23 protein-coding genes are annotated in these 22,867 nt (G+C 60.9%); 14 read left to right on the top strand and 9 right to left on the bottom strand.

From position 1 onward, the window contains the following. Positions 1 to 108: 108 nt before the first annotated feature. Positions 109 to 1,482, top strand: a complete 1,374-nt coding sequence (gene ppnN / locus KGB23_RS19155) for a nucleotide 5'-monophosphate nucleosidase PpnN (RefSeq protein ID WP_134099533.1) — start codon at positions 109 to 111, stop codon at positions 1,480 to 1,482. Between the two features lie 116 nt (positions 1,483 to 1,598). Here ppnN and KGB23_RS19150 read toward each other — a convergent pair whose 3' ends face one another. Further along, a complete protein-coding gene (locus KGB23_RS19150) occupies positions 1,599 to 2,660 on the bottom strand; it encodes an alpha/beta fold hydrolase (RefSeq protein WP_223432185.1) in 1,062 nt (353 codons plus the stop codon). Between the two features lie 117 nt (positions 2,661 to 2,777). Next, the gene (locus tag KGB23_RS19145; RefSeq protein WP_223432184.1) at positions 2,778 to 3,041 is read right to left on the bottom strand and encodes a DUF2790 domain-containing protein; all 264 of its coding nucleotides are present in this window, start codon (positions 3,039 to 3,041) and stop codon (positions 2,778 to 2,780) included. 184 nt (positions 3,042 to 3,225) lie between these two features. On the opposite strand from KGB23_RS19145, the gene KGB23_RS19140 reads away from it, so the two are divergent. The 4 genes from KGB23_RS19140 to KGB23_RS19125 all read left to right on the top strand — a co-directional run bounded on the left by KGB23_RS19140 (position 3,226) and on the right by KGB23_RS19125 (position 5,662). Then, positions 3,226 to 3,966: a response regulator gene (locus tag KGB23_RS19140; RefSeq protein ID WP_008151724.1), complete on the top strand. Its 741-nt coding sequence runs from the start codon at positions 3,226 to 3,228 to the stop codon at positions 3,964 to 3,966. A gap of 197 nt (positions 3,967 to 4,163) precedes the next feature. After that, complete coding sequence (locus KGB23_RS19135; protein WP_223432183.1) at positions 4,164 to 4,466, top strand: phage infection protein; 303 nt, start codon at positions 4,164 to 4,166, stop codon at positions 4,464 to 4,466. Positions 4,467 to 4,598: 132 nt separating this feature from the next. Beyond that, complete coding sequence (locus KGB23_RS19130; protein ID WP_223432182.1) at positions 4,599 to 5,330, top strand: substrate-binding periplasmic protein; 732 nt, start codon at positions 4,599 to 4,601, stop codon at positions 5,328 to 5,330. A gap of 107 nt (positions 5,331 to 5,437) precedes the next feature. Beyond that, positions 5,438 to 5,662, top strand: a complete 225-nt coding sequence (locus tag KGB23_RS19125) for a hypothetical protein (RefSeq protein WP_223432181.1) — start codon at positions 5,438 to 5,440, stop codon at positions 5,660 to 5,662. 176 nt (positions 5,663 to 5,838) lie between these two features. Here KGB23_RS19125 and KGB23_RS19120 read toward each other — a convergent pair whose 3' ends face one another. From KGB23_RS19120 to KGB23_RS19100, 5 genes are all read right to left on the bottom strand, one after another. Further along, positions 5,839 to 7,266, bottom strand: a complete 1,428-nt coding sequence (locus tag KGB23_RS19120; RefSeq protein WP_223432180.1) for an FAD/NAD(P)-binding protein — start codon at positions 7,264 to 7,266, stop codon at positions 5,839 to 5,841. A gap of 124 nt (positions 7,267 to 7,390) precedes the next feature. Further along, positions 7,391 to 8,797: an LLM class flavin-dependent oxidoreductase gene (locus tag KGB23_RS19115; protein ID WP_223432179.1), complete on the bottom strand. Its 1,407-nt coding sequence runs from the start codon at positions 8,795 to 8,797 to the stop codon at positions 7,391 to 7,393. Continuing rightward, a complete protein-coding gene (locus KGB23_RS19110; RefSeq protein WP_223432178.1) occupies positions 8,797 to 9,234 on the bottom strand; it encodes an acyl-CoA dehydrogenase in 438 nt (145 codons plus the stop codon). The genes KGB23_RS19115 and KGB23_RS19110 overlap by 1 nt, the downstream gene beginning before the upstream one ends. 10 nt (positions 9,235 to 9,244) lie before the next feature. After that, on the bottom strand, positions 9,245 to 10,447 hold the full coding sequence (locus KGB23_RS19105; protein WP_223432177.1) for an SfnB family sulfur acquisition oxidoreductase: 1,203 nt from the start codon (positions 10,445 to 10,447) through the stop codon (positions 9,245 to 9,247). A 155-nt stretch (positions 10,448 to 10,602) separates the two neighbouring features. Then, positions 10,603 to 11,166, bottom strand: a complete 564-nt coding sequence (locus tag KGB23_RS19100) for a helix-turn-helix domain-containing protein (RefSeq protein ID WP_223432176.1) — start codon at positions 11,164 to 11,166, stop codon at positions 10,603 to 10,605. Here KGB23_RS19100 and KGB23_RS19095 point away from each other — a divergent pair. From KGB23_RS19095 to KGB23_RS19065, 7 genes are all read left to right on the top strand, one after another. Beyond that, positions 11,161 to 12,186: a DMT family transporter gene (locus KGB23_RS19095; RefSeq protein ID WP_223432175.1), complete on the top strand. Its 1,026-nt coding sequence runs from the start codon at positions 11,161 to 11,163 to the stop codon at positions 12,184 to 12,186. The two genes, KGB23_RS19100 and KGB23_RS19095, sit on opposite strands and share 6 nt — an antisense overlap. 273 nt (positions 12,187 to 12,459) lie before the next feature. After that, positions 12,460 to 15,378 carry a monovalent cation/H+ antiporter subunit A gene (locus tag KGB23_RS19090; RefSeq protein WP_223432174.1) on the top strand — a complete coding sequence of 973 codons (2,919 nt, stop codon included), beginning with the start codon at positions 12,460 to 12,462 and terminating at the stop codon, positions 15,376 to 15,378. Next, positions 15,378 to 15,722, top strand: a complete 345-nt coding sequence (locus KGB23_RS19085; RefSeq protein WP_007986256.1) for a Na+/H+ antiporter subunit C — start codon at positions 15,378 to 15,380, stop codon at positions 15,720 to 15,722. The genes KGB23_RS19090 and KGB23_RS19085 overlap by 1 nt, the downstream gene beginning before the upstream one ends. Next, entirely contained in the window at positions 15,719 to 17,401 is a 1,683-nt protein-coding gene (locus tag KGB23_RS19080) for a monovalent cation/H+ antiporter subunit D (RefSeq protein WP_223432173.1), read from the top strand. Before KGB23_RS19085 ends, KGB23_RS19080 begins: the two co-directional genes overlap by 4 nt. After that, positions 17,398 to 17,886 carry a Na+/H+ antiporter subunit E gene (locus tag KGB23_RS19075; protein ID WP_223432172.1) on the top strand — a complete coding sequence of 163 codons (489 nt, stop codon included), beginning with the start codon at positions 17,398 to 17,400 and terminating at the stop codon, positions 17,884 to 17,886. Before KGB23_RS19080 ends, KGB23_RS19075 begins: the two co-directional genes overlap by 4 nt. Further along, complete coding sequence (locus KGB23_RS19070) at positions 17,883 to 18,161, top strand: K+/H+ antiporter subunit F (RefSeq protein WP_008151692.1); 279 nt, start codon at positions 17,883 to 17,885, stop codon at positions 18,159 to 18,161. Before KGB23_RS19075 ends, KGB23_RS19070 begins: the two co-directional genes overlap by 4 nt. Beyond that, on the top strand, positions 18,158 to 18,520 hold the full coding sequence (locus KGB23_RS19065) for a Na+/H+ antiporter subunit G (protein ID WP_223432171.1): 363 nt from the start codon (positions 18,158 to 18,160) through the stop codon (positions 18,518 to 18,520). The genes KGB23_RS19070 and KGB23_RS19065 overlap by 4 nt, the downstream gene beginning before the upstream one ends. A 15-nt stretch (positions 18,521 to 18,535) precedes the next feature. Here KGB23_RS19065 and KGB23_RS19060 read toward each other — a convergent pair whose 3' ends face one another. Beyond that, positions 18,536 to 18,973 (bottom strand): DUF3995 domain-containing protein, encoded by a 438-nt coding sequence (locus KGB23_RS19060; RefSeq protein WP_223432170.1) that lies wholly within the window; start codon positions 18,971 to 18,973, stop codon positions 18,536 to 18,538. Between the two features lie 95 nt (positions 18,974 to 19,068). Between KGB23_RS19060 and KGB23_RS19055 the strand changes: the two genes are divergently transcribed. Both KGB23_RS19055 and KGB23_RS19050 read left to right on the top strand, forming a co-directional pair. Beyond that, complete coding sequence (locus tag KGB23_RS19055; protein WP_223432169.1) at positions 19,069 to 19,455, top strand: DUF2946 domain-containing protein; 387 nt, start codon at positions 19,069 to 19,071, stop codon at positions 19,453 to 19,455. An 89-nt stretch (positions 19,456 to 19,544) separates the two neighbouring features. Further along, positions 19,545 to 21,677: a TonB-dependent receptor gene (locus KGB23_RS19050; RefSeq protein ID WP_223432168.1), complete on the top strand. Its 2,133-nt coding sequence runs from the start codon at positions 19,545 to 19,547 to the stop codon at positions 21,675 to 21,677. A gap of 101 nt (positions 21,678 to 21,778) precedes the next feature. Here KGB23_RS19050 and KGB23_RS19045 read toward each other — a convergent pair whose 3' ends face one another. After that, positions 21,779 to 22,795: an ABC transporter substrate-binding protein gene (locus KGB23_RS19045; protein ID WP_223432167.1), complete on the bottom strand. Its 1,017-nt coding sequence runs from the start codon at positions 22,793 to 22,795 to the stop codon at positions 21,779 to 21,781. Between the last annotated feature and the right edge of the window lie 72 nt (positions 22,796 to 22,867).

Here is a 22,867-nt window from a genome sequence, read left to right as displayed (position 1 = left end):
AACGGGGAAATGGCGATACAGCGCAGTTCGTGCCATCTTCTTTCATGGATACATACTATTCGGATGCCATTTGTCTGTATGAAATGGCATCGTTTTAAGGATCATTGAATGACCCAACGACAAGTAATCAACGCCTCGGTCAGCCCAAAAGGCAGCCTGGAAACCCTTTCTCAACGTGAAGTACAGCAACTGAGCGAAGCCGGATCCGGCAGCACCTACACCTTGTTCCGCCAGTGCGCCCTGGCCATTCTCAATACCGGCGCCCATGTCGATAACGCCAAAACCATCCTTGAAGCCTACAAGGACTTCGAAATCCGCATTCACCAGCAGGACCGCGGCGTACGCCTGGAACTGCTGAACGCCCCGGCCGACGCCTTCGTCGATGGCGAAATGATCGCCAGCACCCGGGAAATGCTCTTCAGCGCCCTGCGCGACATCGTCTACACCGAAAACGAACTCGACGCCCAACGCATCGACCTGAGCACCTCCCAAGGCATCAGCGACTACGTGTTCCACCTGCTGCGCAACGCCCGCACCCTGCGCCCCGGCGTCGAGCCGAAGATCGTGGTGTGCTGGGGCGGCCACTCGATCAACACCGAAGAATACAAATACACCAAGAAAGTCGGCCACGAACTGGGCCTGCGCAGCCTCGACATCTGCACCGGTTGCGGTCCCGGCGTGATGAAAGGCCCGATGAAAGGCGCGACCATCGCCCACGCCAAGCAGCGTATCCACGGCGGCCGCTACCTCGGATTGACCGAGCCGGGCATCATCGCCGCCGAAGCGCCGAACCCGATCGTCAACGAACTGGTGATCCTGCCGGACATCGAAAAACGTCTGGAAGCCTTCGTCCGCGTCGGCCACGGCATCATCATTTTTCCGGGCGGCGCCGGCACGGCCGAAGAGTTCCTGTACCTGCTCGGCATCCTGATGCACCCGGACAACGCCGGCCTGCCCTTCCCCGTGGTTCTCACGGGACCGAGACATGCCGCACCGTATCTGGAGCAACTGGACGCGTTTGTCGGAGCTACGCTGGGTGAAGCCGCGAAGCAACACTACGAGATCATCATCGACGACCCGGCTGAAGTCGCGCGTCAAATGACTCAAGGCCTCAAGGCGGTCAAACAGTTCCGCCGCGAACGCAATGACGCGTTCCATTTCAACTGGCTGCTGAAGATCGACGAAGGCTTCCAGCGCCCGTTCGATCCGACCCACGAAAACATGGCCAACCTGAAACTGAGCCGCAACCTGCCGGCCCACGAACTGGCCGCCAACCTGCGCCGCGCGTTCTCCGGTATCGTCGCCGGCAACGTCAAGGACAAGGGCATCCGCCTGATCGAAGAGCACGGGCCATACCAGATCCGTGGCGACGCGGCGGTGATGCAACCGCTGGATCAACTGCTCAAGGCCTTCGTCGCCCAGCACCGGATGAAACTGCCCGGCGGCGCGGCGTATGTGCCGTGTTATCAAGTGGTTGCGTAACAGGCACCATCAAACAACCCTGTGGGAGCGAGCCTGCTCGCGATAGCTGTGTGTCATTCAACCATGATGTTGACTGACACTCCGCCATTCGCGAGCAGGCTCGCTCCCACAGTGGTTTATAGGTGATCCGCGTCGATCACTGCCTTGGCAAAGGCCTGCGGATCTTCCTGCGGCAAGTTGTGGCCGATACCCCCGCTAATGAGTCGGTACTCATATTTGCCGGTGAAGCGCTTGGCATAATCCTCGGCAGCCGGATGTGGCGCCCCGTTGGCGTCACCTTCCATGGTGATGGTCGGCACCGTAATGACCGGGGCCTTGGCCAGCCGCTGCTCCAGCGCTTCATATTGAGGTTCGCCCTGAATCATGCCCAACCGCCAGCGATAGTTGAAGATCGTAATAGCCACATGATCGGGGTTGTCCAGGGCCACCGCGCTGCGGTCGAAAGTCGCGTCGTCGAAAGTCCATTTCGGGGAGGCCAGCTCCCAGATCAACTTGGCGAAGTCGTGGCGATTTTTTTCGTATCCGGCCTGGCCGCGCTCCGTGGCGAAGTAGAACTGGTACCACCATTGCAGCTCGGCCTTGGGCGGCAACGGATTCTTGCCGGCGGCCTGATTGCCGATGAGGTAGCCGCTCACCGAGACCAGCGCCTCCACCCGCTCCGGCCAGAGCGCCGAAACGATGTCCGCCGAGCGCGCGCCCCAGTCGTAGCCACCGAGCACGGCCTTCTTGATCTTGAGTGCATCCATAAAGTCGATGACATCACTGGCCAACGCGGCGGGCTGACCGTTGCGAACAGTCTTGTCGGACAGGAAATGCGTGTCGCCGTAGCCCCGAGCATACGGGATCAGCACCCGGTAACCCTTGGCCGCCAACAAGGGCGCCACTTCGCTATAGCTGTGAATGTCGTAGGGCCAGCCGTGCAGAAGAATCACCACCGGACCATCGGCGGGGCCGACTTCGGCGTAAGCCACATTCAGCAACCCGGCGTTGACATGCTTCAGAGGGCCGAACGAGTCCGCCTTGAGGGTGCCAGCGCTGGCCACCACTGGCTCTGGCGTCGCGATTTGCGCATTGGCAGCACCAAGGGCACCTAACTGCATCAGCGCGAAAGCGAGGACCGATGGGCCAAAGAAACGACGACGTGAGTCGTTTTTTTTGCTCAACACATTCATCTTCATGGTGATTTCCCTGGAAGTCATTGACCTGGTGTTCTGGACGACGTGAGTCCGCCATCGCGGGTTGATGAGCAGACTGCGCGTTCGTCGGTTTCGACAGCGATGAGCGTAGTGGAAGGATCAGCCGCCCTGATTGCCGCACTCTGCGAATTTGCTGTAATCGAGGACTTTCTGCGTGCCGCTGGAATCGAGGTAGGTCAGGCGGGCATCGACAATGCCGCAATTGCCGCCGCCGTTGTCGACGACCGAAACCACTTTCTTGATATCCAGGTGGGTGCCGTGAGAAGTTGTCTGCGACGGCGCTTGAACATCGGCATGCGCCGAAAACGCTGCAACGTTCAGGACCGCGAAGAAGCTGGCGGCAATCAGTGTGTTCCAGTTCATGGTGATTTCCTCAGGGTTGCAATGGGCGGTGGTTGTGAGGTAAGTCGTCTTGTCTCGATGGAACCCATTTAATCGGCCCGAGGTATCTGCCATGTGTCGTAAAACCGGAATTAATAAGGCGTAAGGTGTCTGCGGGGGCACCCGATACAGTGCGATACAAAGCGAACAACAAGAGGCTTGAGCGATGGAACATGTGAACCACATCCTGATCGTCGACGACGACCGGGAGATTCGCGAGTTGGTCGGCAATTACCTGAAAAAGAACGGCCTGCGTACCACCGTCGTCGCCGATGGCCGGCAGATGCGCAGCTTTCTGGAAGCCAATCAGGTGGACCTGATCGTGCTGGACATCATGATGCCCGGCGATGACGGCCTGCTGCTGTGCCGCGAATTGCGCTCGGGCAAACACAAAGCCACGCCGATCCTGATGCTCACCGCACGCAACGACGAAACCGATCGCATCCTCGGCCTGGAAATGGGCGCCGACGATTACCTGACCAAACCCTTCGCCGCCCGCGAACTGCTGGCGCGGATCAACGCCGTGTTGCGCCGCACCCGGATGCTGCCGCCCAACCTGTTGATCACCGAAACCGGCCGATTGCTGGGTTTCGGCCGCTGGCGCCTGGACACCACCGCCCGGCACTTGCTCGACGAAGACGGCACGATGGTGGCCCTCAGTGGTGCCGAATACCGTCTGCTGCGGGTGTTCCTCGATCACCCGCAACGGGTGCTCAGCCGTGACCAGTTGCTCAACCTGACCCAGGGTCGCGACGCCGACCTGTTCGACCGCTCGATTGATTTGCTGGTGAGCCGTCTGCGCCAGCGATTGATGGATGACTCACGGGACTCGACCTACATCAAAACCGTGCGCAGCGAAGGCTACGTGTTCTCCTACCCGGTGGAATTGCTCGGTGCAGAATCATGAAGCTCTCCCCCGGCAGAACCTGAGGAGCGTTTTTCATAAGGTTTTGTATCCGTCTGTATAAGAACCTGCGACAGATACGCAGACACCGATTTCGGCTTGTTCGAGCACACATCACCGATACACCCGAGCGTTTAACTGTGATCACCGGATAGCAGCAGCTACCGACCCACTCAAACTAAACGCACGGAGAATCACCCATGTTCAACTTCTCGCAAGTCTCGTCCCTGGCACTCGGTCTGGCACTGATTGGTGGTCTCGGCCTGTCGAGCCTGGCGTCGGCCCACACCGGCAATGCGGCGTCCCCTGGCCAGGTTCAACAACTGCTGGTGGAAGGCGGTTCCGATCGTCTGATCGAGAATCGCGTGGCCGAAGGCGGTGCCGACCGTCTGCAAGAACTGCGCGAACGTGTGGCCTCTATCAACCCAAGCAACGCCCTGCGCGGTGGTGTGGTTGTCGCGGAAAACCGCGCCGAGTTTGGTTCGAAGTATCAGCGGTATTGATTGCCCGGGCTTTTTGCTGAGCTCGCCAATCCCCATAAGTCCTGAGATCTGACGCAAAAGCCCCGACAATTCCTCGGGACAGTTGGAGCACGCCCGTCTAAGATTTGCGCTTCACTTCATCAAGGACGATTCATGAAGCGCATTGCCGGTTGCCTGTTGTCTTTCCTGACTTTTACAGCGGTCGCGGCGGATCTGAACCTGCTCACCGACAACCATCCGCCCCTGCATTTTCAGCAAGGTAATCAACTGGTGGGGTTTGGCGTGGATGTGGTGCAGGCCCTGGCCGAACGCACCGGCGACCAGGTGCACTTGCAACAAGTCCCTTTGCTGCGCGCCCTGCGCGTTGCCACGACCGAGCCTGCCACCGGGGTGTTTACCGTGTTGCGCACCGCCGAGCGCGAGAGCCAGTACCAGTGGGTCGGTCCGCTGATGGACGTGGAAACAGCGCTGTATTCCGCGAACACCCAGCAACCGGTGCACTGTTTGCAGGACGCCAGCACCCAGGGCCGTATCGCCGTCCCGCGAAAATGGCTGGCTTACGACTACTTGCGCAAGCAGGGTCTGAACAATCTGTACGGCGTGGAAACGCCCGAACAAATGATGCGTCTGGCACGACTGGGGCGCATCGAATTTGTGGTGGCCGACACCCTCTCCATCGCCACCCTGGCCCGGGAAGAAGGCTTGGCGCCCAGCCAGTTGCATTATCAGATGCCGCTGATGAAGCAAGGCACCTACATCGCGTTTTCCCCGCAAACCGATGCGCGCCAGGTCGCGCGCTGGCAACAGGCGCTCGACGAGATGAACCGCGATGGGCGTCTGGAACAACTCAAGCAGCGCTGGCTCAGCGACAACACACCCCGCTGACAATGGATCAACGCTCTCGATAACAACTATGCGTCAGGGTGTTTTTTTATCGCGACGCTCCAGCACTACAGTGGGCCCATCTTCTCCCCACGCTCTGGAGCACCCTCATGAAAAGCATCATCGGTCTTGGTTTCGCCCTTTCGGTTCTTGGCGCTACCTCCGCCATCGCCGCCCCACACTCCGCCTCGCCAGTCGTTGCCGCGGCCAAAGTCAGCCAACCGGCCACACTGAACGTGAACACCGTCGGTGTTGATCACAAAGACAGCCAGGCGAGCAAACTCTACGTCGCTGAAAACCGCCCTGAGTTCGGTTCGAAGTATCAGCGTTATTGATCAACGACCTGTGGCGAGGGGGCTTGCCCCCGTTGGGTTGCGAAGCGGCCCCCAGCATTCGTTCTGACAGACCGAGCTGCGTGAATTTACGACTGCTTCGCAGCCGAACGGGGGCAAGCCCCCTCGCCACAATGTCGGTGTGCATGAAGCACCGCGCTTGAATGAACAGCGTTCAATCAGCCCGCCAACCGAGCGGCGAGCGCCTTGGCCTGGCTTGCGACGTCGGTCACTGCGGTGCTTTCCCACCAAATGCCGCGCAACGGTGGGCCCATGGCGAACAGACGGTTGGCGGCGTGTTCATCGGCGCCCAACACCGCGCCATCGACTGCCGCCGCGATCCCCAGCGCCAACGGCCCCGGCCGGACAAGTCCGCGCGCCAGCAGTTGCTGTGGCAACGGTCGAGCGACCCGTCGCCAGTCATATTCGATGCCGCTGGAGTTGATCAACGCCGCGCCGCTGACAACGGTAGTTTCTGATTCACCACGACGCCGAATGCGGATGCTCACTGCGCCGTCCGCTGAGGGCTCCAGCCCTTTGAACGACGCGGCCTGAATCCGCAACCGCCCTTCCTTGTGCAACCGTTCCACCAGTTCGGCACTCAACGGCGGCGAGCGGTGGTGATGGCTTTCCCACCACGGCCGCACATGTCGCACAAACTGCCGACGCTGCACGTCCGTCGCCTGATTCCACAAGCGGCCAATGTGTGCCCGCACGGTGTCGAGCGGCGCCTGCCAGTCGATGCCCTGAGCGATGGCGTTCCGGCAATGCCGACGCAGTTCGCGCACCAGCTGTCGCGGTGTACGAATGCTCTGGTCCTCGGCGAGAAAATCTGCCCAGGCCGGAGGTTGCCGACGCACATGAGGCAGCAAGCCATGCCGCGAAAACACTTCGATCGGCCCGCGATGCCCGGCCTGTTCCAACGACACCACGGCATCGACCATGGTCAGGCCCGAACCGATGATCAGCACGGTCGACTGCGGATCGAGTTGCTGCATGGCCGCGACGTCCCACGGATCAAGCGCCGCCGCGTTCAAGCCGCTGGACTCGGTCTGTGGCGTACGCGCAGCGGGAAACATCCCCGTGGCCAACACCGCATAAGCGCCGTGCAAGCGTTGCCCGTCACTCAACGTCAGCAACACGGAATCATCCGTCATTTGCAGGTCAATCACCTCGGCCCGCACATGCTCGACCATTGAACCGTTCACCGCCCCCACCGCCTGCGCTTCGGCCAGGCGCTGCTGCACGTACAGGCCGAAAATCCCCCGGGGCGGGAACAACTCGCTGACCGGCACATGTTGCTCATCAGACTCCGGCCAACCGCCGGCCTCGATGTACGCGGTCAGCCATTGGGTCAGGTCGTCGGCGTTGTCCGGATCGACGCTCATCCGCGCCGCATTACCGTTGAGCGTGTGGCCCAACTCAACCGCGCTGTACGCCTCGCCCCGTCCCAGTTCGGCGCGGGGTTCGATCACCAGCACCTGGCGTTTGCCCGGCAAGCGCAGCAACTGCGCCGCCAGCATTGCGCCGCTGAGGCCGCCGCCGACGATCAGGATGTCCGCATGGCGGATGACGTTGGTGGCCTGTCCGCTTTGGGTTTCAGTCATGGCGTTCTCACTGATCAATGTTTCATCTCGAAAATCTCCTGAACGATAATAGGCGCCAAACCCATGGAAGGTTCATCAAGCAGTACCAAAGTAGGCTTACCTCTGATCCTGATCGTTCCCACGATCAGCGTGGGAACGCGACTTTCTTCTCTTGCTGCCGCAACGCCGCCAGGTCTCGATAACCCGCACCCGGATGAATCTCCGGCAATCGCGGCCCTTCCCCAAACAACTTCTCGCGCAAGGTCCCCGGCGCGTATTCGGTTTTGTAGACCCCACGTTTCTGCAACTCCGGCACCAGCAGTTCCACGGCATCGATGAAGGTCTCGTGAGTCAATGCATAGGCCAGGTTAAAGCCGTCCACATCGGTCTCCTCGACCCATTCCTGCAACAAGTCGGCGACGGTCTCGGGGCTGCCGACAAACAACGGACCAAAACCGCCAATGCCCACCCAATCGGCCAATTCGTTCGGGGTCCAGACCTTGTTCGGTTCCGCCGTGGAGAACGCTTCCACCGCCGATTGAATGGCATTGGTGTGCACATGCTTGAGCGGCTCATCGGGTTTGAACTGGCTGAAATCGATCCCGGTCCAGCCAGAGATCAACGCCATCGCCCCTTCGTAACTGACCCAGGTTTTGTATTCCTCAAACTTGGCTTTGGCCTTGGCGTCGGTCTCGCCGAGGATCACCGTTTGCAGGTTAAAGATCAGAATCTTCGACGGATCGCGTCCGGCGTCGGCAGCACGACGACGAATGTCGGCAACGGTTTTCTTCAGCAGCACTTTCGATGGCGCAGCAACGAACACGCACTCGGCATGCTCGGCGGCAAACTGCTTGCCGCGACTCGATGCGCCAGCCTGATAGAGAACCGGCGTGCGTTGTGGCGAAGGTTCGCAGAGGTGAATGCCCGGCACCTGGAAGTGCTTACCGACGTGCCGGATTTCGTGGATTTTGCTCGGGTCGCTGAAGATCCGCCGCTCGCGATCCCGCAGAATCGCGCCCTCTTCCCAACTGCCCTCCCACAGTTTGTAGCAAACCTCCAAATACTCTTCGGCGAAGTCGTAACGGGCGTCGTGTTCGGTCTGGTTTTTCTGGCCGAGGTTCTTCGCACCGCTTTCCAGGTAAGAGGTGACGATGTTCCAGCCGGCACGGCCCTTGGTCAGATGGTCGAGCGTCGACAGGCGTCGGGCGAACGGATATGGGTGTTCGAAGGACAGCGAGGCGGTCAGGCCGAAACCCAGATGCTCGGTGACCAGCGCCATGGGCGGAATCAATTGCAGTGGATCGTTGACCGGCACCTGCGCCGCCTGGCGGATCGCCGCGTCACCATTGCCGTTGTAGACGTCGTAGATGCCCAACACGTCGGCGATGAACAAACCGTCGAACTTGCCGCGTTCGAGAATTTTCGCCAGATCGGTCCAGTACTCCAGATCCTTGTATCGCCAGGAGCGATCCCGCGGATGCGCCCACAACCCCGGCGACTGGTGACCAACGCAGTTCATGTCAAACGCGTTGAGACGAATTTCACGGGCCATCAAACCGCACTCCTAAAGATTGGGGGATGGATGCCGTTGAGGCGGAAGTTGCCGATGAGGTGGAGTTTCCAGCGCAACGGGTCATGCAACGATCCGGGCAACACGGTGCGTTGGCCGGTGAGTTCGAATTCAGCGTTGCTGACGGCATTTAGCGCGTCGGCGCTGGCCAAGTGCGACTCTGCGATGGCGACGCTGATTTCCGTGTCGTCATCAACGCTGTTCAGAAAGTCTTCGGCGCGTTCGAGCAGCGCGACGGCGACTTCAATGCGAATGTGCAAATCGCCGAAGCGGCTGATGACGTAAGGATCATCCGTGGCTTGGGCCTGCTGACGGACAAAACGCAACGTCGCATCGAGCAAGCTGCGAGCGTTGTGCAAATCATGCTGACTTTTGGCCAGGGGCTGCCCGGCAACAATCGGTTGAGTCAAAGCGTTCATGGTGGGCTCCTCAGTTCCAGGCGTGGCGCGCAGGCTTCACGCCGTTGAGCAGGTAGTTGCCGATCAGGTGGTATTTCCAGCGTGCCGGATCGTGCAGGGTGTGCGTCCGCGCGTTGCGCCAGTGGCGGTCGAGGTTGTATTTGCCGAGCACCGAGCGAGTACCGGCCAGTTCGAAGAGTTTGCTGCTGGCAAGCAAGGCGATCTCGGCGGACAGCACTTTGGCCTGGGCAACCACCACCGAAGCGCGGGCCACCGTGTCTTCATTGGGGTTGAGCAAGGCATGGTCAATGGCGCGGCCGGCCTTTTTGAGGATCGCTTCGGTGCCGTGGACGCGCCATTCGAGGTCGCCGATCGCAGCGATACTGAACGGGTCCTGCCAGCCGTGATCGTTGCCGCTGTCGATCCACGGGCGGGATTCGCGGGCGTAACGTTTGGTTTCTTCCAGGGCGCCGACGGCAATGCCGGTGTCCACGGCAGCCTGAATGATTTGCGAGATCGGGCCGTCGGCGGTGGGTTCGTCGAACGCTTTATGAGCCGGGATGACCGCGCTGAGCGGGACTTTCACGGCGTTCAAAGTGACGCCGCCACTGGCCGTGGTGCGCTGGCCGAAACCATCCCAGCTGTCGATAACGGTCAAGCCGGGAGTGTCGCGTTCGATGAAGGCGATGAAGGCCTTGCTCTCTTCATCGACCGCCACCGCTGGCACGATGTGCGCGAACAAGGCGCCGGTGCAGTAGAACTTTTCGCCGTCGATCTGCGCGGTGTCTTTATCGAAACGGATTCGGGTTTCGAAGGCCCCGGCATTTTTGCTTTTGGATTCAGAGAACGCGTTGCCGAAACGGTAGCCTTGCAGGACTTTGCCGAAGTAGTAACGCTTCTGCTCTTCGGTGGCGGTTTGCAGCAGGATGTCGAGTACGCCGAGATGGTTTTGCGGGAGCTGGCCGAGGGATGAGTCGGCAGCGGAAATGATCTTGATCACCTCAGCGACGGTCACGTAGGAAACGCCGGCGCCACCGTATTCCTTGGGAATGGTGATGCCCCAAAGGCCGCTGGCGGAAAACTCGTCGAGCTCGGCGACCGGCAGGCGTCGCTCGCGATCCCGCACGCTGGCCTCGATGGCAAAGCGTGCGGAGAGCTTGTGGGCGACGGCAATCGCCTCGGCGTCCGAGCAAATCACATGGGCGGTGCGAGGGGGTTGGGCAGAGGCTGTCATGGGCCGACTCCGGGATCTGGTGAATGCACCAAAGCTTTTGCAGGAGTCGTGCCTAAAACTAAATCACTTAATTTTCAATAGGTTAAAGAATCATCCGAGAAAGGCTCGCAGCTTTAAAACAGCAAAGTGTCTATCCAGTGTTGATCAGCAAACAGTTAGATCACCACATTTCGCACAAACCGCGCCGCCACCGGCCCATCGTTGCGATAGGCGTGGGGCTGGTGGCTGGCGAACATGTAGAACTCGCCGGCAGCGATCTCATGAGGTGTATCGCCCAGCATCAGCGTCAGGCAGCCTTCGAACACGTAGATCTGCTCACTCCAGCCTTCGGCATCCTGTTGCGACGGATAAATCTCCCCTGGTTGCAGACACCATTCCCACTGTTCCACCTCGCGGGCAGCCGTGGCTTTGGACAGTAAAACGGCTTTGCTGCCAGGAATCGTCCCGGCCCAGGCCACTTCGTTGATGCGACTCGGATCGCGTGCATCCGGGGCCTGGATCAGGTCGCTGAATGCGACGTTCAGCGCTTCGGCCACGCGGTCGAGGGTGGTCAGGCTGACGTTCTTCTCGCCGGCCTCGATCGCCACCAGCATCCGGCGGCTGACCCCGGATTTTTCCGCCAGCGTCGCCTGGCTCATGTCCGCGGCGTGGCGCAAGCGTCGAACGTTCTGGCTGACGTGCTGAAGTACCGAAGTCCGTTGCGTGGAATCTTTGTGCACTATATTGCTCACTTGGTGGGGTTGGGCAGTATACTGCGCAACATTCGGCGCATTGTGCGTCCCCCTCAGGTAGCGCGCAAGGTCATGACGTCGGTGAATACCCCTCACACTTCCTCCCGTTTCTCGCGGTTCAGCAAGGCCGAGTGCGTGCTGGTGCTGATCACCATGGTCTGGGGCGGCACCTTCTTGCTGGTGCAGCATGCGATGACCGTCAGCGGGCCGATGTTCTTCGTCGGTCTGCGTTTTGCAGCGGCGGCGATCATTGTTGCGCTGTTTTCCTGGCGTCACCTGCGGGAACTGAACCTGTTCGAATTGAAGGCCGGGGCCTTTATCGGCGTGGCGATCATGCTCGGTTATGGTTTGCAGACCGTTGGGTTGCAGAGCATTCCCAGCAGTCAGTCGGCGTTTATTACCGCGTTGTACGTGCCCTTCGTGCCGTTGCTGCAATGGCTAGTGCTGGGGCGACGTCCGGGGTTGATGCCGAGCATCGGGATCATGTTGGCGTTTACCGGGTTGATGTTGCTGTCGGGACCGGCCGGCGCTTCATTCAATTTCAGCCCTGGTGAAATCGCCACGTTGATCAGCGCCGTGGCGATTGCGGCGGAGATCATTCTGATCAGTACGTATGCCGGCCAGGTCGATGTGCGACGGGTGACGGTGGTGCAATTGGCGGTCACCTCGGCGCTGGCGTTCTTGATGGTGGTGCCGACTCAGGAAAGGATTCCGGACTTCTCCTGGCTGCTGTTATGCAGCGCGTTGGGCTTGGGCGCGGCCAGTGCGGCGATTCAAGTGGCGATGAACTGGGCGCAGAAGAGCGTTTCACCGACCCGGGCGACGTTGATTTATGCAGGCGAGCCGGTGTGGGCCGGGATTGTCGGAAGGATTGCCGGGGAGCGGTTGCCGGCGATTGCGCTGGTGGGTGCGGGGTTGATTGTGGCGGCGGTGATCGTCAGTGAGTTGAAGACCAAGGGTAAGGCTGTTTCGCCTGAAGAGGAGTTGGAGCAGGAAACACAAGGTTAAGGCGCAATACTTGCGTTGTTTGGCAGATAGCTTTCGCGAGCAAGCCCGCTCCCACACTTAATCTCCGTCGTACACACACTCTGTGTTCACTAAAGATTTAATGTGGGAGCGGGCTTGCTCGCGAAGAGGCCGGGACGGTTGAAACCAGTCTCTGGAAACAATGTGAATCAGGAATTTTCCGTCTACCTTGTAGGATTCTGCGACAGCTTGGCGTTTGGTGATCCGGGAGCTGGCACGTATGATGCTTCACAAACTTCCGCAGATTAGAAGCCTATGTCCCTGATAGTTCTACTGCTTCTGCCTTTTATCGGCAGCTGTCTGGCAGCCTTGCTGCCGCACAACGCGCGTAACACCGAATCTTTGTTGGCTGGTCTGGTTGCCTTGATAGGCACCGTTCAGGTCGCCCTCCTGTACCCGCAAATCGCCGATGGCGGCGTGATCCGCGAAGAATTTTTCTGGTTGCCCAGCCTGGGCCTGAACTTCGTCCTGCGCATGGACGGCTTCGCCTGGCTGTTCTCGATGCTGGTGCTGGGCATCGGCACGCTGGTTTCGTTGTACGCCCGCTACTACATGTCGCCGGACGATCCGGTGCCACGGTTCTTCGCGTTTTTCCTGGCGTTCATGGGCGCCATGCTCGGGCTGGTGATCTCCGGCAACCTGATCCAGATCGTGTTTTTCTGGGAGCTGACCAGCCTCTTTTCATTCCTGTTGATCGGCTACTGGCACCACCGCGCCGATGCGCGACGCGGTGCTTATATGGCGCTGATGGTCACCGGCGCAGGCGGTTTGTGTCTGCTGGCGGGGGTCATGCTGCTCGGCCATGTGGTCGGCAGCTATGACCTGGACAAGGTCCTGGCCGCCGGCGATCTGATTCGCGCACACGCCCTCTACCCTGTTCTGCTACCCCTGATCCTGATCGGCGCCCTGAGCAAAAGCGCGCAATTCCCCTTCCACTTCTGGCTGCCCCACGCCATGGCGGCGCCGACACCGGTTTCGGCCTATCTGCACTCGGCGACCATGGTCAAGGCCGGGGTGTTTCTCCTTGCACGACTGTGGCCGTCGCTGTCCGGCAGCGAAGAATGGTTCTACATCGTCAGCGGCGCCGGCGCCTGCACCCTGTTGCTCGGCGCGTACTGCGCGATGTTCCAGAACGACCTCAAGGGGTTGCTGGCCTACTCGACCATCAGCCACCTGGGCCTGATCACCCTGCTGCTGGGCCTGAACAGTCCGCTGGCCGCTGTGGCCGCGGTGTTTCACATTCTCAACCACGCCACGTTCAAGGCTTCGCTGTTCATGGCCGCCGGGATCATCGACCATGAAAGCGGCACCCGGGACATTCGCAAGCTCAGCGGCCTGATCAAGCTGATCCCGTTCACCGCCACCCTGGCCATGGTCGCCAGCGCCTCAATGGCCGGCGTGCCGCTGCTCAACGGCTTCCTGTCGAAAGAAATGTTCTTCGCCGAAACCGTGTTCATCAATGCCACGGCCTGGATCGAGATGACGCTGCCCATCGTCGCGACCATCGCCGGCACCTTCAGCGTCGCCTACTCGCTGCGCTTTACCGCCGACGTGTTCTTCGGCCCGACCGCCACCGACTTGCCGCACACGCCGCACGAGCCGCCTCGCTGGATGCGCGCGCCGGTGGAGTTGTTGGTATTCGCCTGCCTGGTCGTGGGGATTTTCCCGGCACAGGTGGTCGGCCCGTTGCTGGCTGCGGCTGCCCTGCCGGTGGTGGGCGGCATCTTGCCTGAATACAGCCTGGCGATCTGGCACGGCTGGAACGCGCCGATGATCATGAGCCTGATCGCCATGTCCTGCGGCATCGTGCTTTATCTGCTGCTGCGCAATCAGCTCAAACACGGGCGTTTCAAGTACCCGCCGATCATTGGCCGGTTCAACGGCAAGCGCCTGTTCGAACGCAGCCTGGTGATCATGATGCGCCTGGCCCGTCGTCTGGAGCGGCGGATCAGCACCAAGCGCCTGCAAACCCAATTGTTCCTGGTGGTGCTCGCGGCCGTGTTGGCCGGGTTGATCCCGATGCTCCACAGCAGCCTGAGCTGGGGCGACCGACCGAAGATTCCGGGGTCGATCGTGTTCGTGACCCTCTGGCTGCTGGCGATTGCCTGCGCCCTCGGCGCGGCGTGGCAGGCCAAGTATCACCGGCTCGCGGCCCTGACCATGGTCAGCGTCTGCGGTCTGATGACCTGCATCACCTTCGTCTGGTTCTCGGCGCCGGACCTGGCGCTGACGCAATTGGCCGTGGAAGTGGTGACCACAGTGCTGATCCTCCTCGGTCTGCGCTGGCTACCTCGACGGATCGAAGAAGTGTCGCCGCTGCCGAGCAGCCTGCGCAAGGCACGCATCCGTCGTATCCGCGACTTGCTGCTGTCGAGTGTGGTCGGTGGCGGCATGGCGTTGCTGGCCTACGCGATGCTGACGCGCCAGACGCCGAACGACATTTCCTCGTTCTACCTCAGCCGTGCCTTGCCCGAAGGCGGCGGCAGCAACGTGGTCAACGTGATGCTGGTGGACTTCCGCGGCTTCGACACCCTCGGTGAAATCACCGTGCTGGTGGCCGTGGCCCTGACCGTCTTCGCCCTGCTGCGACGCTTCCGTCCGCCAAAAGAAAGCCTGCAGTTGCCGGCCCAGCAGCGTCTGCTGGCACCGGACGTGGTGACTGATCTGGTCAACCCGCGTCACGCCAGCGACACCGCACTCGGTTTCATGATGGTGCCGGCGGTGCTGGTGCGCCTGCTGCTGCCGATCGCCTTTGTGGTATCGGTCTACCTGTTCATGCGCGGCCACAATCAACCGGGCGGCGGTTTTGTCGCAGGTCTGGTGATGTCGGTGGCGTTCATCCTGCAATACATGGTCGCCGGCACCCAATGGGTCGAGGCGCAAATGAGCCTGCGACCGCTGCGCTGGATGGGCACCGGCCTGCTGTTTGCCACGGTCACCGGGCTCGGGGCGATGGCCGTCGGGTATCCGTTCCTGACCACCCACACCTGGCATTTCGGACTGCCGGTGTTCGGTGACATTCACATCGCCAGTGCGCTGTTCTTCGACATTGGCGTGTACGCCGTGGTGGTCGGTTCGACCCTGTTGATTCTCACCGCGCTCGCTCACCAATCGGTACGGGGTCACAAGACCGCTGCCCTGCCCAGATCCGTCGCCACGCAAGGAACCGTCTGATGGAAGAAGTCATCGCAATCGCCATCGGCGTGCTGGCCGCGTCGGGCGTCTGGTTGATCCTGCGGCCACGGACGTTTCAGGTGGTGATGGGCCTGTGCCTGCTGTCCTACGGCGTCAATCTGTTCATCTTCAGCATGGGCAGCCTGTTTATCGGCAAGGAGCCGATCATCAAGGACGGCGTGCCGCAGGACCTGTTGCACTACACCGACCCGCTGCCGCAAGCGCTGGTGCTGACCGCCATCGTGATCAGCTTCGCCATGACTGCGCTGTTTCTGGTGGTGCTGCTGGCCTCCCGGGGCCTGACCGGCACCGACCATGTGGATGGCCGGGAGCCTAAAGAATGAATCTGATGCCGCACCTGATCGCTGCACCGATTCTGCTGCCGCTGCTGACCGCCGCCGTGATGCTGATGCTGGGGGAGAAGCACCGTCCGCTGAAGGCCAAGATCAACCTGTTCTCCAGCCTGCTGGGGCTGGGCATTGCCGTACTGTTGCTGCAATGGACGCAAACCACCGGCGTCCCCGGCTCCATCGGCGTGTACCTGCCGGGCAACTGGCAGGTGCCGTTCGGGATCGTGCTGGTGGTCGATCGACTGTCGGCGCTGATGCTGGTGCTGACCGGGATCATCGGCGTCAGCGCCCTGCTGTTCGCCATGGCCCGTTGGGACGGTGCCGGTTCGAGCTTCCACGCGCTGTTCCAGATTCAGATGATGGGCCTGTACGGCGCATTCCTGACGGCGGACCTGTTCAACCTGTTTGTGTTTTTTGAAGTGTTGCTCGCGGCCTCTTATGGCCTGATGCTCCACGGGTCGGGCCGGTCGCGGGTGTCGTCAGGGCTGCATTACATCTCGATCAACCTGCTGGCCTCGTCGCTGTTTTTGATCGGCGCGGCGCTGATCTACGGCGTCACCGGTACCCTGAACATGGCCGACCTGGCGCTGAAAATTCCGCTGGTGCCGGAAGCCGATCGCGGCCTGCTGCATGCCGGCGCGGGCATTCTCGCGGTCGCGTTCCTGGCCAAGGCCGGAATGTGGCCGCTGAATTTCTGGCTGGTGCCGGCCTATTCCGCGGCCAGCGCACCGGTGGCGGCGATGTTCGCGATCATGACCAAGGTTGGCGTCTACACCTTGCTGCGCTTGTGGACCTTGCTGTTCTCCGGTCAGGCCGGCGCCTCGGCGTACTTTGGCGGCGACTGGCTGATCTACGGCGGCATGGCGACCATCGTCTGCGCCGCCGTGGCGATTCTCGCCGCACAACGACTGGAGCGCCTGGCCAGCCTGAGCATTCTGGTGTCGGCCGGGATTCTGCTGTCGGCCATCGGTTTTGCCCAACCCAACCTGATCGGCGCGGCACTGTTCTATCTGGTCAGCTCGACCCTGGCATTGAGCGCGCTGTTCCTGTTGGCCGAGTTGATCGAGCGTTCGCGTTCGGCCAATGAAATGCCGTTGTTCGATGACGGCGATCTGCCGCGACCGATGGAATCCTTGCAGCCGCCCAAAGGCATCAACCTCGATGACGAGCAGAAAGCCGTGGTCGGCCAGGTGATTCCCTGGACCATGGCGTTCCTCGGGTTGAGCTTCATTGCCTGCTCGCTGCTGATCATCGGCATGCCGCCGCTCTCGGGGTTCATTGGCAAACTCGGCCTGCTCAGCGCCCTGCTCAATCCGCTGGGCCTGGGCAATGGCACCGATGTGCCGATTTCTAACGCGGCGTGGGGCTTGCTGGCGTTGCTGATCCTCTCCGGACTGGCTTCGTTGATCGCCTTCTCGCGCTTGGGCATCCAGCGGTTCTGGACACCTGAGGAGCGGCCGTCACCGTTGCTGCGACGTTTCGAATGCGTGCCGATCATTGCGTTGCTGGGCCTGAGCATTGCGCTGACCTTCAAGGCCGAACCGCTGCTGCGCTACACCCAGGCGGCCGCCCAAGCCTTGAACAATCCGCAGCAATACGTGATGGCGGTGCTCGGTACTCGTGCGATTCCGAGCCCGGAAGCCAAAGCCGCGGTAGCGGAGGTCACACCATGAAGCGTGTGTTTCCTGCTCCCTGGTTGTCGCTGGCCCTGTGGTTGCTGTGGCTGGTGCTGAACCAGTCGATGAGCCCCGGCAATCTGCTACTGGGCGCGGTGCTGGGGTTCTGCGCACCGTTGATGATGCGCAAGCTGCGTCCGCTGCCGATCCGCATTCGTCGGCCGGGCGTAATTGTGCGTTTGTTCTTTCTGGTCGGTCGCGATGTGGTGGTGTCCAACCTCGCCGTGGCCTGGGGTGTGCTCAACGCCGGTCGCCGTCCACCACGTTCGTGCTTCATCAAGGTGCCGCTGGACCTGCGTGACGCCAACGGCCTGGCCGCGTTGTCGATGATCTGCACGGTGATTCCCGGCACCGTGTGGTCGGAACTGGCGCTGGATCGTAGCATTCTGTTGCTGCACGTCTTCGATCTGGATGACGAAGCGCTGTTCATCCAGCACTTCAAGGCGACCTACGAGCGCCCCTTGATGGAGATCTTCGAATGAGCGCCTTGCTGTCGAACGCGATCCTGCTGAGCCTGTTCATCTTTTCCCTGGCGATGATTCTGACCCTGATCCGACTGTTCAAGGGGCCGTCGGCTCAGGACCGGGTTCTGGCGCTGGATTACCTGTACATCATCGCGATGCTGATGATGCTGGCGCTGGGCATTCGTTATGCCAGTGACACTTACTTCGAAGCGGCGCTGCTGATTGCGCTGTTCGGCTTCGTCGGCTCGTTTGCCCTGGCGAAATTCCTGCTGCGTGGCGAGGTGATCGAATGAGCGCTGAACTGTCTGTGTGGGTGGAAATTCCGGTGGCGATCCTGCTGGTGCTCAGCAGTCTGTTTGCGCTGATCGGCGCCATTGGCCTGGTGCGGATGAAGGACTATTTCCAGCGCATGCACCCGCCGGCGCTGGCGTCGACCTTGGGCGCCTGGTGCGTGGCACTGGCTTCGATCATTTACTTTTCGGCACTCAAGTCCGGGCCGGTGCTGCATGCCTGGCTTATTCCGATTCTGTTGTCGATTACGGTGCCGGTGACCACGCTGTTGCTCGCGCGGGCGGCGCTGTTTCGCAAGCGCATGGCGGGGGATGATGTGCCGGCTGAGGTGAGTAGTCGGCGCACGGAGAGCGGAAGATAGACATCTTGCTTTGCCTCAGATCCAGGCAACGGCCAACAACCCGGCCCCCAACACCACACACAACGGCGAATACGCCCAGGTGTCGAGCCGGGCAAACTTCGAATTCTTCACCTGCTTGAAGAACCCTATCAAATTCGAATCGCCGACCGCCCTGGCGAACATCAGCATCGCAATCGCGCTGATCACCCATTGCAGCGACCAGTGATGCACCGTCGGCAGATACAGGCCGACTCGCAAGCACACCAGCATCGCAATCAGCAGCAACCCGACCGCCACCAGCAACGTGGCGAAGCCCGAAGGCTTGAAGGCCGGCCTGGATCCCCCGCCATCCTCCGCGGATATTCGCGGGACCGCCGCCTCGCTACCTAACTTGCCACCTGCCGCCCAGTACAGGTGGATCAGGCTGATCAACAGGAAGATGGCAGCCATCCATTGCGCGATCAATAGGCTCATGTTCGGACTTCCAGCGTGAAATGTCGCAGCAGAATGAACTTCCTTGAACGATTTTGTAAGGGTATTCGTCATCGGCGATGATAAAGTGCCGCCCCATGAAACTCGCCCGAACTGATCGCACATTGATGGCCTGGATGCTTTATTGCTGCGTCCTGTTCAACGTGTTCGCCTGCAGTATCGGTCACGGGCAAATGGTCGGGATGCAGCTCAACGGCATCGGCGGCCAGTTCTGTACAGTCGACCCGGCCACCCAGCTGCCGGCCTCGTCGAACACCTCCGAAGACAAACTGCCGACCTTGTCCAAGGCCTTCGGCTGCCCGTTGTGCTCCACCGGCGGCATGGGCCCGGCGCTCAATTCCAGCCTGACCCTGGCGATCCTCCCGCAGCAACACAGTCCGCCCTTGGCCGTCGTCGCCAATGCTGACCTCCCTGCCCGCTTCACCTGGCCCTCGGCCAATCCTCGCGCTCCGCCTGTCGCCTGAATTTCTTCGTCTTTTCCGATCAGCCCACCTCGCCAACGCGTGGCGTTGGCGTGTGCGCTGCTTCCTAGTCAAGCATTCAGGATTCATCGATGAAACGCATTCCTTTACTGGCAAGCCTGTTCGGCTGCCTGTCTGTAAACGCCTGGGCGCAATCCACGATCGACCTCGCGCCCATTACGATTGACGGCGAAGCGGCAGCTGAGCCGGGGCTGAGTCTGGATCAGTCCAGCGGCATGGCCTCGCGGCTTGGCCTGAGCGTGCGCGAAACCCCTGCCTCGGTGGCCGTGGCCAACCGCAACGACATCGAGCGCCACGGCGCGCAGAACTTCCAGGACGCCGCCAACACCCTACCGGGCGTCAACGCCAGCGCACCGCCGGGTTTCGGTGGGTTCGTCTCCTATCGCGGTTTCACCAGCAGCCAGATCACCCAGATGTTCAACGGCATCAATGTCTCTGGCGGCCTCGCCCGGCCGGTAGACGCCTGGATCTATGATCGAGTGGAACTGGTGGGCGGCCCGTCATCGCTGATCAATGGTGCGGGCTCCGTGGGCGGTTCGCTGAACTACGTGACCAAACTGGCGACACGTGAAGAGCAAGCCATCGAAGGCCGGGTCAGCTACGGCAGTTACGACACCACCGAGACCGCATTCGGCCTCAACCACGCCCTGAGCGATGCCAGCGCGGACGTGCAGCACTACGCGCGGCTCGACGTCAGCCACAACACCGGCAACGGCTACATCGACCGCCAGGAGCGTGATGCATGGAGCGTGGCGTTCTCGCTACTCAGCGACCTGACGCCCGACCTGTCCCACACCCTGGCCCTGGAATATCAGGATGAACACGAAGACAGCCCTTACTGGGGCACCCCGGTGCTCAACCCCAAGGCCGGCGAATTGAAGATCGACAAGCACAACCGATTCAACAACTACAACGTCGAGGACGGCCGCTACGAGCAGCGCACAATCTGGGTGCGCTCGATCATCGACTACCGGATCAACGACAGCACCACCCTGCGCAACACCCTTTACCACCTCGACAGCCAGCGCGATTACCGCAACCTCGAAACCTACCAGTACAACGCCGACAACAGTGCGGTGAATCGCTCCACGGCGTATCAGGTCCGGCATCAGGGCGAGCAGAACGGCAACCAGTTCGAACTGCGCCACGACAACACGTTGTTCGGGCTGGACACGACCTGGTCCGGTGGCTTCGAGTACAAGGTCAACCAGACCACCAACTCACCGCTGAACGTCAAAGGTGCCAGCACCGTCGACCCGAATCACTTTCAGCCGGGTCACTTCTACGACATCCCCGGTACCAAACCGGGGTTTGTCAGCGACAAGACCAACGAAGTCACCACCAAAGCCCTGTTCGCCGAGAACCGTTTGGCACTCACCGACAAACTCGCGCTGCTGACCGGCCTGCGTTACGACGACATCGACCTGGACGTGACCAACCACCGGGTCGTGACCGCCAGCAATCCTCGGCACCTCAAGCGCAGCTGGGAGCCGGTGACCGGTCGGGTCGGCTTGACTTACCAATTCATTCCCCAAGCCAACGTCTACGTGCAATACAGCACCGCCGCCGAACAGCCCAACGGCACGCAAGACTTCGACGTGTCCACCGGCAAGCAATGGGAAGTCGGCAGTAAATTCGATTATCTGGACGGCCGCGGCTCGGCGACAGTGGCGGCTTACACGATCGAGCGAAAGGACTTCGCAATCACCGATCCGCTGGACCCGACCAGCAGCATTCCAGTGGGTCAGCAGACGTCCAAAGGGATCGAACTGGCCAGTTCGTTCAGGATCACCGACAAGCTGTTGGCCGAAGGCAACTTCGCCTGGGTCGATGCGCAGTACGACGAATTCAACGAGAAGAATGCGGCGGGTGTGGTGGTTTCACGCAAAGGCAACACTCCGACCAACGTGCCGGAGCGGGTCGGCAATCTGTGGCTGACCTATGACTTCGCGCCGCAGTGGCAGGGCGGTGTCGACGCGCGGTATGTGGCCTCGGTGTTTGCCGACAGCGCCAACACCCTGACCGTGCCGTCGTACACGCTCTACGGAACGTTCCTCAGCTACAAGGTCGATCAACACACCACCGTCACCGGCCGGGTGCGCAACCTCACCAATGAGGTGTATGCCGAGTTTGCCCATGTGTCACCGGCGTATTACCTCGGCACACCGCGTACCTTCGAGTTGGCGGTGCAAACCCGATTCTAAAAGCAAAAACAAAAGTATCGCGAGCAAGCTCGCTCCCATAGTTGATCGCGTACTCCTGTGGGAGCGGGCTTGCTCGCGAAGGCGGCATCAGCCTCACCCCATCACTTCAACTCGGCAGAGACTTTATCCGCCACATCCTTGGGCACCCAGGCCTGCCACACGTCCGGGTGCGCCTTCATGAACGCCTGCGCCGCTTGACGTGGCGGGGTGTGTTTTTCGCTCATCTCGGCCAGCGCCCTGTTCAATGGATCGATCGGCAAGTCGACCTTGGTGAAGAACTCGGCAATCTGCGGATACTGCTTCTGGAATGGCGCGGACACGCCAATGGACAGCTTCGAGGGCAGTGAGCGAGTCGGTTTCGGATTCGGGTTGTCGGCGTCGGTCAGGGTTTTCCAGGCATCGGCGTCGAACGGCGGCTCTTCGAGCTGAATCAGTTTGAAGCGGCCGAGCAACGGCGTAGGCGACCAGTAATAGAACAGCACCGGTTTGCCGCGACGAATCGAAGAACTGATCTCCGCATCCAGCGCTGCCCCTGAACCGCTGCGAAAATTCACATAGCTGTCATCCAGCCCATACGCCTTGAGTTTCTGTTTGTTGACTACTTCCGACGTCCAGCCGATCGGGCTGTTGAGGAAGCGCCCCTTGCCCGGCGTTTCCGGATCGCTGAACACGCCCTTGTATTTCGGCAGGTCGCTGACACTGCGCAGGCCCGGCGCCAGCGGCTTGATGCCTTTCGCCGGGTCGCCCTTGATCACGTATTCGGGCACCCACCAACCTTCGGTGGCGCCCTTGACCGTATCGCCGAGACTCGCGACTTTGCCTTCGGCCTCAGCCTTGACCCAGACCGGACTGCGACCGGCCCATTCTTCGCCAATGACCTGAATGTCATTGTTGGCCAGTGCGGTCTCCAGGGTGATGGTTGTCCCCGGCAAGGTGTCGGTCGGCAGCCCGTAGCCCTTCTCGACGATGATCCGCAGGATATCGGTAATCAGGCTGCCGCTTTCCCAGTTCAGGTCGGCGAAGTGGATCGGCGCCTGGGCAGCGAACACCGGAACGGGTGAAGCCAACAAACCGAAAGTGGCCAGGGTAGCGGCCAGCAACCGTCGAAATCCGTTCATGCTTTTGCACCTCGCGCTGTTCACAGCAATAGCAGGATGGCCTGGCAGAAGACCGCAAAGCCTCTGAATACT

This window comes from Pseudomonas sp. GL-B-26, assembly GCF_019947405.1.
Classification (GTDB): Bacteria; Pseudomonadota; Gammaproteobacteria; order Pseudomonadales; family Pseudomonadaceae; genus Aquipseudomonas.
This window is presented reverse-complemented; position numbering and strand designations above follow the sequence as displayed.

Bases quoted from the DNA above. Each gene is read 5' to 3' on its own strand.
- ppnN (WP_134099533.1), top strand. From the start codon at position 109: ATGACCCAACGACAAGTAATCAACGCCTCGGTCAGCCCAAAAGGCAGC.
- KGB23_RS19150 (WP_223432185.1), bottom strand. From the start codon at position 2,660: ATGAAGATGAATGTGTTGAGCAAAAAAAACGACTCACGTCGTCGTTTC.
- KGB23_RS19145 (WP_223432184.1), bottom strand. From the start codon at position 3,041: ATGAACTGGAACACACTGATTGCCGCCAGCTTCTTCGCGGTCCTGAAC.
- KGB23_RS19140 (WP_008151724.1), top strand. From the start codon at position 3,226: ATGGAACATGTGAACCACATCCTGATCGTCGACGACGACCGGGAGATT.
- KGB23_RS19135 (WP_223432183.1), top strand. From the start codon at position 4,164: ATGTTCAACTTCTCGCAAGTCTCGTCCCTGGCACTCGGTCTGGCACTG.
- KGB23_RS19130 (WP_223432182.1), top strand. From the start codon at position 4,599: ATGAAGCGCATTGCCGGTTGCCTGTTGTCTTTCCTGACTTTTACAGCG.
- KGB23_RS19125 (WP_223432181.1), top strand. From the start codon at position 5,438: ATGAAAAGCATCATCGGTCTTGGTTTCGCCCTTTCGGTTCTTGGCGCT.
- KGB23_RS19120 (WP_223432180.1), bottom strand. From the start codon at position 7,266: ATGACTGAAACCCAAAGCGGACAGGCCACCAACGTCATCCGCCATGCG.
- KGB23_RS19115 (WP_223432179.1), bottom strand. From the start codon at position 8,797: ATGGCCCGTGAAATTCGTCTCAACGCGTTTGACATGAACTGCGTTGGT.
- KGB23_RS19110 (WP_223432178.1), bottom strand. From the start codon at position 9,234: ATGAACGCTTTGACTCAACCGATTGTTGCCGGGCAGCCCCTGGCCAAA.
- KGB23_RS19105 (WP_223432177.1), bottom strand. From the start codon at position 10,447: ATGACAGCCTCTGCCCAACCCCCTCGCACCGCCCATGTGATTTGCTCG.
- KGB23_RS19090 (WP_223432174.1), top strand. From the start codon at position 12,460: ATGTCCCTGATAGTTCTACTGCTTCTGCCTTTTATCGGCAGCTGTCTG.
- KGB23_RS19085 (WP_007986256.1), top strand. From the start codon at position 15,378: ATGGAAGAAGTCATCGCAATCGCCATCGGCGTGCTGGCCGCGTCGGGC.
- KGB23_RS19080 (WP_223432173.1), top strand. From the start codon at position 15,719: ATGAATCTGATGCCGCACCTGATCGCTGCACCGATTCTGCTGCCGCTG.
- KGB23_RS19075 (WP_223432172.1), top strand. From the start codon at position 17,398: ATGAAGCGTGTGTTTCCTGCTCCCTGGTTGTCGCTGGCCCTGTGGTTG.
- KGB23_RS19070 (WP_008151692.1), top strand. From the start codon at position 17,883: ATGAGCGCCTTGCTGTCGAACGCGATCCTGCTGAGCCTGTTCATCTTT.
- KGB23_RS19065 (WP_223432171.1), top strand. From the start codon at position 18,158: ATGAGCGCTGAACTGTCTGTGTGGGTGGAAATTCCGGTGGCGATCCTG.
- KGB23_RS19060 (WP_223432170.1), bottom strand. From the start codon at position 18,973: ATGAGCCTATTGATCGCGCAATGGATGGCTGCCATCTTCCTGTTGATC.
- KGB23_RS19055 (WP_223432169.1), top strand. From the start codon at position 19,069: ATGAAACTCGCCCGAACTGATCGCACATTGATGGCCTGGATGCTTTAT.
- KGB23_RS19050 (WP_223432168.1), top strand. From the start codon at position 19,545: ATGAAACGCATTCCTTTACTGGCAAGCCTGTTCGGCTGCCTGTCTGTA.
- KGB23_RS19045 (WP_223432167.1), bottom strand. From the start codon at position 22,795: ATGAACGGATTTCGACGGTTGCTGGCCGCTACCCTGGCCACTTTCGGT.